Raw genomic sequence first — 16444 nt, forward strand, 5'->3', positions numbered from 1 at the left:
ACCCCCACACGCCCACAGCCGAAGCACCGACCGGGTGCACAGGCGAAGCCCCGGTTCAGGAGCGCGGGAAACCGCGCGACCAACCCCCACACGCCCACAGCCGAAGCACCGACCGGGTGCACAGGCGAAGCCCCGGTTCAGGAGCGCGGGAAACCGCGCGACCAACCCCCACACGCCCGCAGACAAGGAACCCCCGCCGGCAACGCACCCCTTCCGCCCAACCGCCGGAGGCCTACGCCGACATGGGGCGCTGGACTCTGATCGACTGCAACAACCCCACCGCCACCCACACCGCGAACATCGACGAACCGCCGTAGGAGACGAAGGGCAGGGGAAGGCCCGCGACCGGCATGATGCCGAGGGTCATGCCGATGTTCTCGAAGGCCTGGAAGGCGAACCAGGCGATGATGCCGGCGGCGACGATCGTGCCGTACAGCTCGGTGGTCTCGCGGGCGATGCGGCAGGCCCGCCACAGGACGACGCCCAGCAGGAGCAGGATCAGGCCGGCTCCCACGAAGCCCAGTTCCTCGCCCGCGACCGTGAAGACGAAGTCTGTCTGCTGTTCCGGGACGAACTGGCCCGTGGTCTGGGAGCCGTGGCCCAGGCCGGTGCCGAAGAGGCCGCCGGAGCCGATGGCGATACGGGCCTGGTTGGTGTTGTAGCCGACGCCTGCCGGGTCGAGGTCGGGGTTGGCGAAGGCGGCGAAGCGGTTGATCTGGTACTCGTCGAGGATCTTGAGCTGCCAGATCGCCACCGCGCCCAGCGCACCGGCGCCGAGGAGACCGAACACCCAGCGGTTGGAGGCGCCTGAGGCGAGCAGCACACCGAGCACGATGATGACCGCGACCATGATCGTGCCCAGGTCGGGCATGAGCAGCACGACCATCATCGGGACGGCCGCGAGGCCCAGCGCCTGCAGCACCGTGCGGTGGTCGGGGTACTGCTTGTCGCCCGCGTCCACCCGGGTGGCCAGCAGCATCGCCATGCCCAGGATGATCGTGATCTTGATGAACTCGGCGGGCTGGAGTGACAGACCGCCCGCGACGAGCCAGTTGCGCTGGCCGTTGATCGTCGCGCCGAGCGGGGTCAGCACCAGCAGGATCATGAAGACCGAGAGGCCGTACAGGATCGGGACCGCCGTGCGCAGGGTCCGGTGGCCCAGCCAGATCGTGCCGACCATCAGGCCGAAGCCGATGCCGGTGTTCATGAGGTGGCGGATGAGGAAGTAGTACGGGTCGCCCTGGTTGATCTCGGTGCGGTTGCGGGTCGCCGAGTAGACGAGGGCCGAGCCGATCAGGGAGAGCGCGAGGGCCGAGAGCAGTATCGGCCAGTCCAGGCGGCGGGCCAGGGAGTCACGGGCGAAGAGCCGTGACATACCGCCGCGGGCGGGGCCGTAGCCGGAGACGGAGAAGTTGTTCGCTCCGGTCATGTCAGGATCCTCGTCCCCCGCCGCTTCTTCGGACGGTCCGTACGCCTTCGGGTGTTCCGGTTACTGGCCGTCGGGGACGGCGTGGTGCCCGCGGGCAATTGCTGGTCGGTGGCCCCGGGCGAGGGCGACTCGCTGGCCTGGAGGTCCTTGACCGGGTCCTTGGAGATCTCCGGAGTGTCGATCGATCCGTCCGTCTGGATCTTCGGGAGGCCCTTCTGAGGGGTGGGGAGGAGGGCCTTCGAGTTGTCGATGGAACCGTCGGCCTGAACGCCGTAGAGCGCGTTGTAGATGTTGCGCACGGCCTCACCGGAGGCACCGGAACCCGTACCGGCCTGGGCGATGGTCATGACGACCGTGTAGTCCTTGGTGTAGGTGGCGAACCAGGACGTGGTCTGCTTGCCGTAGACCTCGGCGGTACCGGTCTTGGCGTGCAGCGTGATCTTGTCCTGCGGCCAGCCGCCGAACTTCCAGGCGGCGGTACCGCGGGTGACGACGCCTTCGAGGGCCGAGTTCATGCCCTTGAGCGTGTCCTTGCTGATCGGGAGCTTGCCGCTGACCTTGGGCTTGATCTCCTGGACGGTCTTGCCGTCGGCGCTGACGATCGCCTTGCCGATGGTCGGCGCGTGGATGGTGCCGCCGTTGGCGAGCGCCCCGTAGATCATGGCCTCCTGGATCGGGGTGACGAGGGTGTCGCCCTGACCGATGGAGTAGTTGATCTCGTCACCCTCGCGCATCTTGTTGCCCTCGAGGCAGTTCTCGTACGCGATCCTCTGGACGTAGTCGCCGTCCTTCTTGCCGGTCTTGCACCAGACGTCCTTGTTGGCCTTCCAGTAGCTCTGCTTCCACTGGCGGTCCGGGACGCGGCCGGTGACCTCGTTGGGCAGGTCGACGCCGGTCTCCTTGCCGAGGCCGAACTGGTGCGCGGCCTTGAAGAAGTAGTCCTTCGGCTCCCCCTTCTTGGGGTTGATGCCGCCGTCCTTCTTCCACTCGTTGTCCGCGAGGCCGTAGAAGACGGTGTCGCAGGAGACCTCGAGGGCCCGGCCGAGCGAGATGGGGCCGAAGTTCTCGCCCTCGAAGTTCTTGAAGACCTGGCCGCCCACCGAGTACGAGCTGGTGCAGGGGTAGCCGCCGTCCCACTCGTAGCCGGCCTCGACCGCGGCGGCCGTGGAGACCACCTTGAAGGTCGAACCGGGCGCGGACTGACCCTGTATGGCCCTGTTGAGCAGCGGGTAGTCGGAGTCCTTCCCGGTGAGGGCCTTGTAGTCCTTGGCGGAGATGCCGCCGACCCAGGCATTCGGGTCGTACGTCGGGGCGGACGCCATGGCGACGATCCGGCCGGTCTTGGCCTCCATCACCACGACGGCGCCCGAGTCGGCCTTGTAGTTCTCGCCGGTGATCTTGTCGAACTGCTGGCGGGCGGTCTTCATCGCCGTGTCCAGCTCGTACTCGGCGACCCGCTGGACGCGGGAGTCGATGCTGGTGACGAGGTTGGAGCCGGACTGGGCCGCGTCGCTCTTGGCCTTGCCGATCACGCGGCCGAGGTTGTCGACCTCGTAACGGGTGACGCCTGCCTTGCCGCGCAACTCCTTGTCGTACTGGCGCTCTAGGCCGGAGCGGCCGACCTGGTCGGAGCGGAGGTAGGGCGAGCTGCTGTCCTTGGCCTGGGTGATCTCGGCGTCCGTGACGGGCGAGAGATAGCCGAGGACCTGAGCGGTGTTGGCCTTGCCGGGGGCGGCGTAGCGGCGTACGGCCTCGGGCTCGGCGCTGATGCCGGGGAAGTCCTCGGAGCGCTCACGGATCTGCAGGGCCTGCTTGGCGGTGGCCTCGTCGGTGATGGGGATGGGCTGGTACGGGGAGCCGTTCCAGCAGGGCTGCGGCGTCTTCGCGTCACACAGCCGGACCTTCTGGATGACGTCCTCGGGCTTCATGTCCAGCACGCCGGCCAGCTTCGTCAGGACCGCCTTGCCGTCGTCCTTCATCTTCAGCAGATCGGTGCGCGAGGCGGAGACCACGAGCCGGGTCTCGTTGTCGGCGATCGGCACTCCGCGCGCGTCGAGGATCGAGCCGCGTACGGCGGGCTGGACGACCTGCTGGACGTGGTTGCCGGAGGCTTCCTTGGCGTACTCCTGGCCGTTGCGGATCTGGAGGTACCAGAGGCGGCCGCCGAGGGTGCCGAGGAGGGAGAGGACGAGGATCTGGAGGACGACGAGTCGGATCTGTACCCGTGGGGTCCTGCCGGTCTCGGGAATGTTGGTCACTGGTGCTGCCTCCCCCTCTCAGAGTGGGTACGGGACACGGGCGCGCGAGCCATCTGCGTACGGGGCGCCACATGCGTACGAGTCATACGAGTACACGGCGAACCTGGAGACCTCGACCCCGGGGTCGGACAACTGTCTTGCCCTCACAGGCGCTTGACCCCCTTGATGCGCCCCGCGCGGGCGACGCGCGCCCGGGCGGCCTTGACCCGGTGGCCGCGCTGGCTGCCGATGCGCAGGCCGGTGCCGGAGGCCAGCCAGCCCGAGGAGACGTCGGCGGCCTTGGCGCTGTTGGAATCGGCGAGCGGATTGCTCTCGGAGCGCCGGGCCAGGGCCATCAGTCCCGGGACCACGAACGGCGCGAGCAGCAGGTCGTACAGGGCGGCCGTGAACAGCAGGCTGCCCAGGCCCACATGGCGGGCGGCGGTGTCGCCGACGAGGGCGCCGACACCGGCGTACAGCAGGGTGGAGCCGATCGCGGCGGCGACGACCACGGCCATCGGGCCGGTCGCCGACTTGAGCTGGCCGTTCTCCGGCTTCGCCAGCCCCGCGAGGTAGCCGATGACGCACAGCACGAGGGCGTAGCGCCCGGCGGCGTGGTCGGCGGGCGGGGCGAGGTCGGCGAGCAGACCGGCGGCGAAGCCGATGAGGGCGCCGCCGACGTGGCCGTAGACCATGGCGAGGGCCAGCACGGTGAGCAGGACGAGGTCCGGGACGGCGCCCGGGAGGTGGAGACGGGCGAGGACGCTCACCTGGATCACCAGGGCGACCACCACCAGAGTGGCGGAGAGCAGCATCCGATTGAAACGCATGGGGATTCAGCTCCTACGGCGTCTGGCCGGTGACGGGCTCGGACGCCGAGGGGGTGACCGTCACGGTCACGGTCGGCGTGGGCGTCGGTTTGGGCTTGGCCGGCAGCACCGTGTCGCGTGGGTCCTTGCGGGGGGCCTCTACGACGACACCGACGATGTCGAGCTTCGAGAACGAGACGTACGGCGTGACATAGATCGTGCGGGTCAGGTCGCCGCCCGACGGGTCGACACGGGAGACCACGCCGACCGGGACGCCGGGCACGAAGGGCTTGTCGGCCTGCGAGCCGAAGGTGACCAGCCGGTCCCCCTTCTTGATCTTCGCCTTGCCGTTGAGCATCTCCACCCGCAGCGGGCGGTCACCCTGACCGGAGGCGAATCCGAGCTCGTCGCTGGACTCCATCCGCGTACCGACGGTGAAATCGGGGTCGTTGGCGAGCAGCACCGTGGCGGTGTCCGGACCGACGGTGGTGACGCGGCCGACGAGCCCGTCGCCGTTCAGGACCGTCATGTCGCGCTGGATACCGTCGTTGCTGCCGACGTCGATGGTCACGGTCCAGGAGAAGCCCTGGGCGGCTCCTATGGCGATGACCTCGGCGCCCTTGATGCCGTACTGCCCGGCGCCGGCCATCTTCAGCATCTTGTCGAGCTGGTTGAGACGGCTGCGATTGCGGTCGTCACTGCCGAGCTTGGCCTTCAGCGCCGTGTTGTCGTGCTCGAGTTGGGCGATTCGATCATGTCGGCTGTCCGAGTCGCGGACCGCGGCGATCGCGTTGCCGACGGGGTCGACCGCGGAGGACACCCCGTTCTCGATCGGGCCGAAGACCGCCGCGGCGGCCTGGCGGGCACCCTGGACCGGTGAGTCCTGTCCACCACGGATGTCCACCGTGATCAAAGCGAACGCGATGGCGATCAGCAGCACCAGGAGCAGCCGGCTCTCTCGTGTGTCCCTCACGTGCGGCGGCCGTGCCTTCCTCGTCGGTGTCAACAGGAACGCACCCCGAGCGAGTGCTGACGCCCAAGGGTGTTATGGGGGAGCTTATGCCTCAATATCAACGATCCGCCGTACGAGAAGCGATCATCCCGTACGGCGGAATCGAAGAGTTACCTCATCTGCGCGGCTGGGCGTCCAGAACCTGCTGGAGCGCCTCGAATTCCTCGACGCACTTGCCGGAGCCGAGCGCCACGCTGTCCAGCGGGTCCTCGGCGATGTGGATCGGCATACCGGTCTCGCGGCGCAGGCGCTCGTCGAGGCCGCGCAGCAGCGCCCCGCCGCCCGTCAGAACGATTCCGCGGTCCATCACGTCACCCGACAGCTCCGGCGGGCACTTGTCGAGCGTCGTCTTCACGGCGTCGACGATCGCGTTGACCGGTTCCTCGATCGCCTTGCGCACCTCGGCCGCGGAGATGACAACGGTCTTGGGCAGCCCGGAGACGAGATCCCGGCCGCGGATCTCGGTGTGCTCGTCGTTGTCCAGGTCGTACGCCGAGCCGATCGTGATCTTGATCTGTTCGGCGGTGCGCTCACCGAGGAGGAGGCTGTACTCCTTCTTGATGTGCTGGATGATCGCGTTGTCCAGCTCGTCGCCCGCGACGCGGATGGACTGGGCGGTGACGATGCCGCCGAGCGAGATGACCGCGACCTCCGTGGTGCCGCCGCCGATGTCCACCACCATGTTGCCGGTGGCCTCGTGGACCGGCAGGCCGGAGCCGATGGCCGCGGCCATGGGCTCCTCGATGATGTGCACCTGGCGAGCGCCGGCCTGGGACGACGCCTCGATGACGGCACGGCGCTCGACACCCGTGATACCCGAGGGCACACAGACGACGACACGGGGACGGGCGAGATAGCGCCGCTTGTGGATCTTCAGGATGAAGTAGCGGAGCATACGCTCGGTGATCTCGAAGTCGGCGATGACACCGTCCTTCAGCGGACGCACGGCAACGATGTTGCCGGGGGTCCGTCCGATCATCTTCTTCGCCTCCGCGCCGACCGCGAGGATGCCACCGGTGTTGGTGTTGATCGCGACGACGGACGGCTCGTTGAGTACGATCCCGCGACCCCTGACGTACACCAGCGTGTTGGCGGTCCCGAGGTCGACAGCCATGTCACGGCCGATGAACGACATTGAGTTCCCCATCAGGATTCGTCTGGCCTTCCCAAGCGGAGCTTTGACGGCTTTTTAGGAACGGCGAGGTGGGTGCAGTGACGTGAAGGTCTCCATCGTAGACGCGCCTGCACGAACACTGCGCGAGGGTCTTCGCCATTGTCAGCATGCGTGGCGCCGCCCCGCTTGTGGAGACGGCCCAACGGGGGCACGCGTTCCCCCGATCGGCACGCATATGCCGCGGGACGGCCGGAATTTCCACGGCCGTCCCTGATCAGGCATCGGGCCGGGACGTAAGTCCTTTACAAGCCTTTGCAAGCCGTTACAAGAACATCTTGGAATCGTGATGTCTGTGCGGCGTCGACGCGACTTGGACGGCGGCTCGGGCGCGACTCGGAAGTGTCCGGGAAGTGACTCGGACGCGACTGCGAGGAGGTGTCAGACGCGGCCGGGGAAGAAGATCTTCAGCTCGCGCTCGGCGGACTCCTCGGAGTCGGAGGCGTGGATCAGGTTCTCGCGGACGATCACACCGTAGTCGCCGCGGATGGAACCGGGGGCGGCGGCGATGGGGTCGGTGGGGCCGGCGAGCGCGCGCACGCCCTCGATGACCCGCTCGCCCTCGACGACCAGCGCCACGACCGGGCCGGACGCCATGAACTCCACCAGCGGCTCGTAGAACGGCTTGCCCTTGTGCTCGCCGTAGTGCTGCTCCAGCGTGTCCTGGTCCAGCGTGCGCAGTTCCAGCGCGGTGATCTGCCAGCCGGCCTTGCGCTCGATGCGGCTGATGATCTCGCCGGTCAGGCCGCGACGGACGGCGTCGGGCTTGAGGAGGACGAGGGTGCGCTGGCTCACGGTGGTGGCTCCTTCGGGTCACAAGTGTGCGGGTGACCGAGGCTACAGGGCGTGTCTGGATGGGTGTTACGCAGAGTCAGGTGGGCGGGGCGTTCGGGGTTCCACCGGGTTCTTCGGGGTTCTTCAACTGCGGGCGGGTGGGGGCTGGTTGCGCAGGGCGAAAAAGCCTACGCCGGGTTCCCGCCCGCCTCCGCCTGCGCAGCGAACCTCGCCTTGGCCTCGTCGATCTTCCGCCCGTAGTGCACCGAGGCCCACCACAGCGCGGCGAAGACCGCCCCCAGGAAGAACATCGACCCCACGACGAAACCGCCGGCGATCAGCGCGATCTGCAGGGCCCAGCCGAGCTGGACACCCCCGGGCCGGGTGATCATCCCGCAGAGCAGCACACTCACCGCCATGAAGATCCCGCTGACCGTCCACACCGTGGCCAGGGACAGATCGGGATCCTTCATGGCGACGAGCCCGGCGAAGCCGATGACGAAGAACTCGCCGATCAGAGTGGAAGCACAGAGCGTACGCACAGCGGTCAGCCCCTCCTCAGGAGCAGTCGGGCCTCGCCGACGGTGATGACGGAGCCGGTCACGAGAACGCCGCCGCCCGCGTACTCGCCCTCCTCCTCGGCCAGCGTGATCGCCGCCTCGATCGCGTCGTCGAGCCGCGGCTCCACCTGCACCCGCTCGTCGCCGAAGATCTCGACGGCGATACCGGCGAGCTCGTCGGCGTCCATCGCGCGATGGCTGGAGTTCTGGGTGATCACGACCTCGGCGAAGATCGGCTCGAAGGCTTCGAGCAGCCCCCGCACGTTCTTGTCGCCGCTCGCGCCGACGACGCCGATCAGCCGGCTGAAGTCGAAGGCCTCGCCCACGGCCTCGGCGGTGGCACGGGCGCCCGCCGGGTTGTGCGCGGCGTCCAGGACGACGGTCGGCGAGCGCCGCACGACCTCGAGGCGGCCCGGCGAGGTGACGGAGGCGAAGGCCTTGCGCACGGTGTCGATGTCGAGCCGCTGGGCGTGCGCCGCGCCGACGCCGAAGAACGCCTCGACCGCGGCGAGCGCCACGGCGGCGTTGTGCGCCTGGTAGGGGCCGTGCAGCGGCAGGAAGATCTCCTCGTACTCACCGCCGAGCCCGCGCAGTGTGATGAGCTGCCCGCCGACGGCGACCTGCCGGGCGACGACCCCGAACTCCAGGCCCTCCCGGGCCACGGTCGCGTCGACTTCCACGGCCTTCTTCAGCAGCACCTGGGCCGCGTCCACCGGCTGCTGAGCCAGGATCACGGTCGCGTCCTGCTTGATGATGCCGGCCTTCTCGGTGGCGATCTCGCCGGGCGTCTCGCCGAGCCGGTCGGTGTGGTCGAGGTCGATGGGGGTGACGACGGCGACGTCCCCGTCGATCACGTTGGTGGCGTCCCAGCTGCCGCCCATGCCGACCTCGACGACGGCGACGTCGACGGGGGTGTCGGCGAAGGCGGCGTACGCCATGCCGGTGAGCACCTCGAAGAACGACAGCCGGTACTCCTGCTGTGCGTCGACCATCTCGATGTACGGCTTGATGTCGTTGTACGTCTCGATGAACCGCTCGGCGGGGATCGGGGCGCCGTCGAGGCTGATCCGCTCGGTGATCGACTGGACGTGGGGGCTGGTGTACCGGCCGGTACGCAGCTCGAAGGCGCCGAGGAGGGCCTCGATCATGCGGGCGGTGGAGGTCTTGCCGTTCGTGCCCGTGATGTGGATCGAGGGGTACGCGCGCTGAGGCTCGCCCAGGACGTCCATCAGCGCGGCGATCCGGCTGACGGAGGGCTCCAGCTTGGTCTCGCCCCATCGGCCGGCGAGCTCGGCCTCCACCTCGCGCAGCGCCTTGTCGACCTCGGGGTCGGCCGGGCGCGCGGGCACGTCGGCCTGCCGGCCCGCGTCGGCGCCCTGGGCGCGCAGGGTGCGGCTGCCGGCCTCGATCACCGCGAGGTCGGGGTCGCGGTCGGTCTCGGCCGCGACGATCTCGTCGAAGAGACCGTGCGGGTCGCTGGGGTCCGGCTCGTCTGACTCGCTGCTGTCGTGCGGGGGGAGCTCACTCACGCTGCCAGTCTACGGAGCCGAACCCGCCCCGGGTCTCTCGCCCCCGCCGCCCCTACCCGTCCCCTCCCTGAGGGCTCCGCCCCCAGACCCCCGAGGCGGGTTCTTCGGCTACGGGATCTTCGACTACGGGATCTTCGACTACGGGTTCTTCGGCAACGGGATCTTCGGCTACGGGCGAGTGGGGGCCGGTCGCGCGGTTCCCCGTGCCGCTGGGGCACGGGGCTGCGCCCCTGCGCCCAGGCTTGCCAAGCCCGCACCGGCCCGCAGCCACACGAATCCGGGTGGGCGGGGGATGCGGGGCGAAGCCCCGCCTCAGGGGCGCGGGGAACCGCGCGGCCGGCCCCCACCCATCCGCAGACGACGGACGTCGAAGGCCCCCAGGACCAGTGAGGTCCCGAGGGCCTTCGTTCAGCTACGACGGAGCCGTTACGCCTCCGGGAGGCGTTCCAGCTGGGCCTGGATGCGGGCGATGTCCTCGTCCGCCTTGGCGAGCCGGGTACGGATCTTGTCCACGACCTGGTCCGGCGCCTTGGCCAGGAACGCCTCGTTGCCGAGCTTGGCGTTCGCCTGGGCCTTCTCCTTCTCGGCGGCGGCGAGGTCCTTGGCGAGCCGCTTGCGCTCGGCCGCGACATCGATCGTGCCGGAGAGGTCGAGCGCCACCGTGGCCCCGGCGACGGGAAGCGTCGCCGTGGCCGCGAAGGCCTCGCCCTCCGGCTGCAGCCGCAGCAGCTGGCGGATGGCCGCCTCGTGCGGGGCGAGGGCGGTGCCGTCCAGCGTGAGGCGGGCCGGAACGCGCTGGCCGGGCTGCAGCCCCTGGTCGGCACGGAAGCGGCGGACCTCCGTGATGACCTGCTGAAGTGTCTCGATCTCACGCTCGGCGCCCGCGTCGCGGAAACCGGAGTCGGTCGGCCACTCGGCGATGACGACCGACTCACCGCCGGTCAGCGTCGTCCACAGCGTCTCGGTGACGAAGGGGACGATCGGGTGGAGGAGGCGGAGGGTGACGTCGAGGACCTCGCCCAGGACACGCCCGGAGACCTTCGCCGGCTCGCCGCCCGCCATGAACGTCGTCTTGGACAGCTCGACGTACCAGTCGAAGACCTCGTCCCACGCGAAGTGGAACAGGACGTCCGAGAGCTTGGCGAACTGGAAGTCGTCGTAGAGCGCGTCGACTTCGGCGACCGTCGCGTTGAGACGGGAGAGGATCCAGCGGTCGGTCGCCGACATCTCCGAGGCGTCCGGCAGCGGGCCCTCCACCGTCGCGCCGTTCATCAGCGCGAAGCGGGTGGCGTTCCAGATCTTGTTGGCGAAGTTGCGCGAGCCCTGGACCCAGTCCTCGCCGATCGGGACGTCGACACCGGGGTTGGCGCCGCGCGCGAGTGTGAACCGGAGCGCGTCCGAGCCGTACTTGTCCATCCAGTCCAGCGGGTTGACCGCGTTGCCGAAGGACTTCGACATCTTCTTGCCGAACTGATCGCGGACCATGCCGTGCAGGGCGATGGTGTGGAACGGCGGGGTGCCGTCCATCGCGTACAGGCCGAACATCATCATCCGGGCGACCCAGAAGAAGAGGATGTCGTAGCCGGTGACCAGGACGGAGTTCGGGTAGAACTTCGCGAGCGACTCGGTCTGTTCGGGCCAGCCGAGGGTCGAGAAGGGCCACAGGCCGGAGGAGAACCAGGTGTCGAGGACGTCGGTGTCCTGGTGCCAGCCCTCGCCGGTCGGGGCCTCGTCGTCGGGGCCGACGCAGACGACCTCGCCGTTCGGGCCGTACCAGACCGGAATGCGGTGGCCCCACCACAACTGCCGCGAGATGCACCAGTCGTGGAGGTTGTCGACCCAGTCGAAGTACCGCTTCTCCATCTCCTGCGGGTGGATCTTGACCCGGCCGTCACGGACCGCGTCACCGGCGGCCTTGGCGAGCGGGCCGACCTTGACCCACCACTGCATGGACAGCCGCGGCTCGATGGTGGTCTTGCAGCGCGAGCAGTGGCCGACCGAGTGGACGTACGGCCGCTTCTCGGCGACGATCCGGCCCTCGGCGCGCAGCGCGGCGACGATGGCGGAGCGGGCCTCCAGCCGGTCCAGGCCCTGGAACGGACCCGGGACCGTGATGACCGCGTGCTCGTCCATCACGGCGATGTTCGGCAGGTTGTGGCGCTGGCCGATCTCGAAGTCGTTCGGGTCGTGGGCCGGGGTGACCTTGACCGCGCCCGTGCCGAACTCCGGGTCGACGTGGGTGTCCGCGACAACCGGGATGAAACGCTCGGTGAGCGGGAGGCGGATGTTCTTGCCGACGAGGTGCTTGTAGCGCTCGTCGTCGGGGTGCACGGCGACGGCCGTGTCACCGAGCATGGTCTCGGCACGGGTGGTGGCGACGACGATCGTGTCGTCCCCCTCCCCGTACTTCATGGAGACCAGCTCGCCGTCGTCGTCCTGGTACTCGACCTCGATGTCCGAGATCGCCGTGAGGCAGCGCGGACACCAGTTGATGATGCGCTCGGCGCGGTAGATCAGCTCGTCGTCGTAGAGCTTCTTGAAGATGGTCTGGACGGCCTGGGACAGCCCCTCGTCCATGGTGAAGCGCTCGCGGGACCAGGCGACACCGTCGCCGAGGCGGCGCATCTGGCCGGAGATCTGTCCGCCGGACTCGGCCTTCCACTGCCAGACACGCTCGACGAAGGCCTCCCGGCCCAGGTCGTGGCGGGACTTGCCCTCCTTGCCCAACTCCCGCTCGACGACGTTCTGCGTGGCGATGCCGGCGTGGTCCATGCCGGGCTGCCACAGCGTCTCGTAGCCCTGCATGCGCTTGCGGCGGGTGAGGGCGTCGATGAGGGTGTGCTCGAAGGCGTGCCCGAGGTGCAGGCTGCCCGTGACGTTCGGCGGCGGGATGACGACGGTGTAGGGCGGCTTGTCGCTCTTCGCGTCCGCCTCGAAGTAACCGCGTTCTACCCAGCGCTCGTACAGCGTCCCCTCTACGTCGGCCGGCGCGTACTGGGTCGGCAGTTCGGGAGTGGGCTCTGATTGCGGCTGCTGAGAGTTCTCGGTCACGGGCTCAGTTTAGAGGTGCCGCGCCCGTGTCCCGAAACGCGATTCTTTCTTGACATCCTCCCTGCAGTGACCTGCCGAGATTCCTCGTAGCCCTCGATATCCACTGGAAGGCGGACCGTCCCGGATGAGGGGTTCAGGGGTTCACGCGTGCGCCCGGCACGGGTGCGGGGCATCGCAGGCCGGGCATGGCCTGCGGGTGCGTGCCGTTCACCGCAATGTCCTGCGGCACTGGTGGTGCCCGTCGGACCACGAAGGACACGACGGAGAATGACGACCGAGGCATTGTGATCCGCGTCGTCGGTGTGCCCGCACCCGGTACAGACGAACCTGTCGCGGCTGACGCGCGACGCAGGGCCCCAAAGGTGGCAGACACCGCATGTCTGCGAGGTCCTCGCAGGGTGCACCAGAGAGAGGTCGGATCGTAGGCCGGGCATCTGTAGACGAGCTGGCGGCGCCGCTCCCCCGGCAGATTGTCGAGGATGGCCCGGTTCAGAGCGGCTTTCTGAGAGACGTGCACGCCGGGTGCGGCGCGCGTACCGGTCGCGCTCCGCGTCATCTGCTTCACACGAAGATCTTCGATGGCGACCAGGCCGTGGTTCTTGGCCAAGTCTGTAGTGAGCATATGTATGAAGTCCAGGCGTCGACGAGCCTGTCGGGCCTTGAGTTCCGCGATGGCGCGGAGCGTCCTTCGTAAGCGGTTGCCGTATCCGCCTCCTCGATGCTTCTTGGCTTGCGCGATCTGCCGCTCCTTGCGGCGTTCGAGTCCGGTCAGCCTCTGCTTCTCGCCCTCGGTCAGCGCCTGGGGCATGAGCCGTGACTCCGTCTCGTCCGACAGGTACGCCGTTTGCTTCACCCCGAAGTCCACTCCAACCGGCGGATGCCCATTCGGTGGCGTTGCCGTCCTCCCGATGTGCAGGCCGAAGCCGACGTACCAGCGGCCCGAGCTGTCTGTACGGATCGATGCGTTCTTGATCCGACCACCGAGCGGGCGCGTCAACCTGAACTTGACATCCCCGAACTTGGGGATGCGAACGCAGGCCCACCTGCGGTTCAGCCTCGTCACGCGCACGGCCTGCCCGGGAGCGGGATCGCCAGGCGCGCCGTGCGCTTCTTGAATCGGGGGAATCCTGCCGGATGCTCCGCATTCCAGAAATTGTCGTAGGCCCGGTCGAGATGCCTGAGGACCTGCTGCGGCGCCTGGGAAGGCAGGTCTCCGATCCACGGCAGGTCGTGCCGCGCCCTGGTGAGGTAGCGGCACTGCTCGTCGGCCCGGAGGCGGATGCGCCGTTGCCTGCATACGTAGATCCGTTGTTCCAGGGCCACGTTCCAGACGGTGCGACAGGTGTGCCCCCACTCGCTGAGCCGCTGAGCCTGTCGAGGTGCTGGGTAGAGGCGGTATGTGCGCCCGGCGTCAGCAGGATCCTTGACCGACCTGCCCGCCGCCTTGGCCTTGCTCTTCACCGTCACGCACTCCCCCGTCACGGCTCGACTCGCCTCGGCTGGAGGGGCGATCAGCGCATTCACCGTATGACAGACAAGGTGAACTTGTCTGTCATACGGTGAACCTCGTGATGGATCGTCGACTGACGCCAGTACAGGCCGCCGAGCATCTCGGCATATCGCCAGAGGCGATTTACGTCCTCAACTCCCGGAAGGGGAATGGTTTTCCGCAACCCGTGTACACCGGCCGGACTCCCACGTGGACACCGGCGGAGCTGGACGCTTGGCGAGCGGCTCACCCCTCGAAGCGACCCGCACGGAAGCGTGAAGATCCCAGACGAGGCACGATCCGGGAGTCGCACGAGCTCCGCGTGCACCTGGCGTTGACCACGATGCGACGCCGGCCCGTTCTGACCAGCGAGCTGCTATCGCTCACCGAACACACGATGCGTGAGGCGGCGCGGCAACTCGACGCGGAGGTCGAGGAGTTTCACGGCGAGGCCGACCATATCCACGTAACCGTCAGCTATCCGGCCTGCGTTTCCGTGGCAAACCTGGCCAAGCAACTCAAAGGTGCTACAGCTAGGGCCATACGACGTTCACGCGGCACAACGGAAAATGTGTGGTCGAAGACGTACTACGCCGCTTCCGCCGGCGCGCACTCGTCCGCCAAGTTCGACCAGTACGTCGAACATCTGGCACAGCCTGTCAACAACTAGGCATCAATAGACCCCACGTGTCCCGCACTCTTCGGCCTTCCGTCAAGATGTCAGGAACACATAAGCATCTGGAGGGGAACCCAGAGATGAGCTACAACCAGCCGGGCCCGTACGGTGGGCCGCCCCAGCAGCCCGGGCCGTACGGTCAGCCGGGGCAGCAGGGCCCCTACGGCCAGCCGCCGCAGGCACCCCAGCCCGGTTACGGCTATCCGCAGCAGGCTCCTCCGCAGCCCGGCTACGGCTACCCCCAGCAGGCTCCCCAGGGTGTCCCGCCGCAGACTCCCCCGTACGGTCAGCAGCCCCCTTACGGCCAGCAGCCCCCCTACGGCCAGCAGCCCTACGGCGCCCCGCAGCCGCCCGCGCCCGGCGGCGGCAAGAAGAAGACGGCGCTCATCATCGGCTCGGTCGCGGTCGTCGCCGCGATCGCCGTGGCGGCGTATCTCGTCATCGGTGGCAGCAGCAGCGGCAGTGGTTCGGTCGCGGACGACGGCCCGCACAAGCTGGTCGCGCAGGCGACGGTGATCAACGGTACGTACAAGAAGGCGGAAAGCGAATCCTCTTCTGACACCGTCAGCGACAGCGATGTCGCGGACTTCCAGAAGTTCGGCGTGAAGAACGCGAAGGGCGCCAACGGGAGCTACACGAACGGCACCGGCCTGTCCCAGAAGAGCCTGTCCTTCAAGGGTGTCTACGGCACCATCGACGACCCCGAGACCGCCGTGGACGCCATGTTCGCCAAGGTCAAGTCGGAGTCCGAGAAGAACCAGAGCGGTGACAGCACCAAGGGCAAGCTGCTCGGCAGCCCGGAGACGGTCAACCCGTCAGGCTTCTCCAACGGCATCATGAAGTGCCAGGTGGCGCAGATCGACAACACCAGTTCGTCGTCCACAGGCGCCGGCGCCGCGAAGACCATCACGGTGCCTTTCTGCATTTGGGGCGACCACAGCACCGTCGCACAGGTGTCGGCATTCAGCCTCGCCGGCCTGGCCTCCGGCAACGGGGGCTCGATCGATGACGTGGCGTCCCTCGCCGCCAAGCTCCGCAACGACGTGCGCGTCGCAAAGTAGCTGCTGAACCAGGATGAGGGCGCCCGGCGAGCGTTGCCGGGCGCCCCTGCTCCTGCCGCTCTGCCGTTGTCAGGCGCGGAGACAGGCAGCCTGTGCGTCTGACAGATCGACGTGTATGTTCACCAGCCCCGAGAGGCAGGCCGGGTTCGCCACCACGCTGCCCGCATGCCAAGCGGCATGGCTGCATGCTCCCTTGACCTTGGGGCCAACCAAGTAGCCGTGGCCACCTATGTAGTTCACGCAGCGGCTCTGGTCGGCGCTTGCCGACGTCGCCGTCACCAGCGGCACAACCCCGGCTGCCGTAACCACACTCGCCGCTACCAGAACCCGCTTGATCATGCGCATCCTCATGTAGCACCCTCGCGTTTTCAGCTCACCGGCCATGCGAACGAATGACCGATGCGGGCGGCGCCACTAGATCACGGGACGGAGTCCGATTCCAGGATTTGTCGTGGACTTGGCGCTTTCCATCGTGACCAGTCCGGCGAAGTACGCCACGAGATCCGCCACGAACTACAGCGGCGTATCGGAAGCCAACGCGGAGCTTCGCCACCATCAGAGCGAGGAAGTCGGCGGTCACCTGCCAGGCTGCCAAGCCTCACTTCCCCCTCCTGCGAAACCCTGGGGGCGAGGTCGAGCATCCGGA

Annotated in this window: 14 protein-coding genes and 1 pseudogene; 2 read left to right on the plus strand and 13 right to left on the minus strand. The window is 68.1% G+C overall.

Annotation, left to right across the window (positions count from 1 at the left end; translation table 11 throughout):
* Positions 1 to 232: 232 nt before the first annotated feature.
* The 12 genes and pseudogenes from rodA to ABZ656_RS14635 all read right to left on the minus strand — a co-directional run bounded on the left by rodA (position 233) and on the right by ABZ656_RS14635 (position 14039).
* Positions 233 to 1429, minus strand: a complete 1197-nt coding sequence (gene rodA, locus ABZ656_RS14580) for a rod shape-determining protein RodA (protein ID WP_101405180.1) — start codon at positions 1427 to 1429, stop codon at positions 233 to 235.
* Positions 1426 to 3687 carry a penicillin-binding protein 2 gene (gene mrdA / locus ABZ656_RS14585; RefSeq protein WP_101405179.1) on the minus strand — a complete coding sequence of 754 codons (2262 nt, stop codon included), beginning with the start codon at positions 3685 to 3687 and terminating at the stop codon, positions 1426 to 1428. Before mrdA ends, rodA begins: the two co-directional genes overlap by 4 nt.
* 143 nt (positions 3688 to 3830) lie before the next feature.
* Positions 3831 to 4496: a rod shape-determining protein MreD gene (gene mreD / locus ABZ656_RS14590; protein WP_101405178.1), complete on the minus strand. Its 666-nt coding sequence runs from the start codon at positions 4494 to 4496 to the stop codon at positions 3831 to 3833.
* A gap of 13 nt (positions 4497 to 4509) precedes the next feature.
* Positions 4510 to 5448, minus strand: coding sequence for a rod shape-determining protein MreC (gene mreC / locus ABZ656_RS14595; RefSeq protein WP_101405177.1), 939 nt, complete (start codon positions 5446 to 5448; stop codon positions 4510 to 4512).
* A 154-nt stretch (positions 5449 to 5602) separates the two neighbouring features.
* Positions 5603 to 6622: a rod shape-determining protein gene (locus ABZ656_RS14600; protein WP_037747701.1), complete on the minus strand. Its 1020-nt coding sequence runs from the start codon at positions 6620 to 6622 to the stop codon at positions 5603 to 5605.
* Between the two features lie 417 nt (positions 6623 to 7039).
* Complete coding sequence (gene ndk / locus ABZ656_RS14605) at positions 7040 to 7453, minus strand: nucleoside-diphosphate kinase (protein ID WP_054231901.1); 414 nt, start codon at positions 7451 to 7453, stop codon at positions 7040 to 7042.
* A gap of 167 nt (positions 7454 to 7620) precedes the next feature.
* The gene (locus ABZ656_RS14610) at positions 7621 to 7974 is read right to left on the minus strand and encodes a DUF4233 domain-containing protein (protein WP_101405176.1); all 354 of its coding nucleotides are present in this window, start codon (positions 7972 to 7974) and stop codon (positions 7621 to 7623) included.
* 5 nt (positions 7975 to 7979) lie between these two features.
* Complete coding sequence (locus ABZ656_RS14615) at positions 7980 to 9521, minus strand: folylpolyglutamate synthase/dihydrofolate synthase family protein (protein ID WP_101405175.1); 1542 nt, start codon at positions 9519 to 9521, stop codon at positions 7980 to 7982.
* Positions 9522 to 9947: 426 nt separating this feature from the next.
* A complete protein-coding gene (locus tag ABZ656_RS14620) occupies positions 9948 to 12572 on the minus strand; it encodes a valine--tRNA ligase (protein WP_101405174.1) in 2625 nt (874 codons plus the stop codon).
* Positions 12569 to 13006, minus strand: coding sequence for a zinc ribbon domain-containing protein (locus ABZ656_RS14625; RefSeq protein WP_360267982.1), 438 nt, complete (start codon positions 13004 to 13006; stop codon positions 12569 to 12571). The genes ABZ656_RS14620 and ABZ656_RS14625 overlap by 4 nt, the downstream gene beginning before the upstream one ends.
* Before the next feature lie 170 nt (positions 13007 to 13176).
* Positions 13177 to 13641, minus strand: a pseudogene (locus ABZ656_RS14630) (transposase); the annotation flags it as partial.
* Positions 13632 to 14039 (minus strand): transposase, encoded by a 408-nt coding sequence (locus ABZ656_RS14635; protein ID WP_360267912.1) that lies wholly within the window; start codon positions 14037 to 14039, stop codon positions 13632 to 13634. The pseudogene ABZ656_RS14630 and the gene ABZ656_RS14635, both read right to left, overlap by 10 nt.
* A 344-nt stretch (positions 14040 to 14383) precedes the next feature.
* Here ABZ656_RS14635 and tnpA point away from each other — a divergent pair, with 344 nt between their 5' ends.
* Both tnpA and ABZ656_RS14645 read left to right on the plus strand, forming a co-directional pair.
* Positions 14384 to 14731 carry an IS200/IS605 family transposase gene (tnpA, locus tag ABZ656_RS14640; RefSeq protein ID WP_180362516.1) on the plus strand — a complete coding sequence of 116 codons (348 nt, stop codon included), beginning with the start codon at positions 14384 to 14386 and terminating at the stop codon, positions 14729 to 14731.
* 86 nt (positions 14732 to 14817) lie between these two features.
* Positions 14818 to 15798, plus strand: coding sequence for a hypothetical protein (locus tag ABZ656_RS14645; RefSeq protein ID WP_360267914.1), 981 nt, complete (start codon positions 14818 to 14820; stop codon positions 15796 to 15798).
* Positions 15799 to 15867: 69 nt separating this feature from the next.
* Here the strand turns inward: ABZ656_RS14645 and ABZ656_RS14650 are convergent, their stop codons facing one another.
* A complete protein-coding gene (locus ABZ656_RS14650; RefSeq protein ID WP_360267916.1) occupies positions 15868 to 16182 on the minus strand; it encodes a hypothetical protein in 315 nt (104 codons plus the stop codon).
* Between the last annotated feature and the right edge of the window lie 262 nt (positions 16183 to 16444).

The sequence above is a fragment of the Streptomyces sp. NPDC007095 genome, assembly GCF_040634475.1.
In the GTDB taxonomy this organism is placed as follows: domain Bacteria; phylum Actinomycetota; class Actinomycetes; order Streptomycetales; family Streptomycetaceae; genus Streptomyces.

Excerpts from the sequence above, each read along its gene's own strand:
- ABZ656_RS14600 (WP_037747701.1), bottom strand. The coding sequence starts at position 6,622 with ATGTCGTTCATCGGCCGTGACATGGCTGTCGACCTCGGGACCGCCAAC.
- ABZ656_RS14645 (WP_360267914.1), top strand. The coding sequence starts at position 14,818 with ATGAGCTACAACCAGCCGGGCCCGTACGGTGGGCCGCCCCAGCAGCCC.
- ABZ656_RS14650 (WP_360267916.1), bottom strand. The coding sequence starts at position 16,182 with ATGGCCGGTGAGCTGAAAACGCGAGGGTGCTACATGAGGATGCGCATG.
- ABZ656_RS14625 (WP_360267982.1), bottom strand. The coding sequence starts at position 13,006 with ATGCCCGGCCTACGATCCGACCTCTCTCTGGTGCACCCTGCGAGGACC.
- mreD (WP_101405178.1), bottom strand. The coding sequence starts at position 4,496 with ATGCGTTTCAATCGGATGCTGCTCTCCGCCACTCTGGTGGTGGTCGCC.
- rodA (WP_101405180.1), bottom strand. The coding sequence starts at position 1,429 with ATGACCGGAGCGAACAACTTCTCCGTCTCCGGCTACGGCCCCGCCCGC.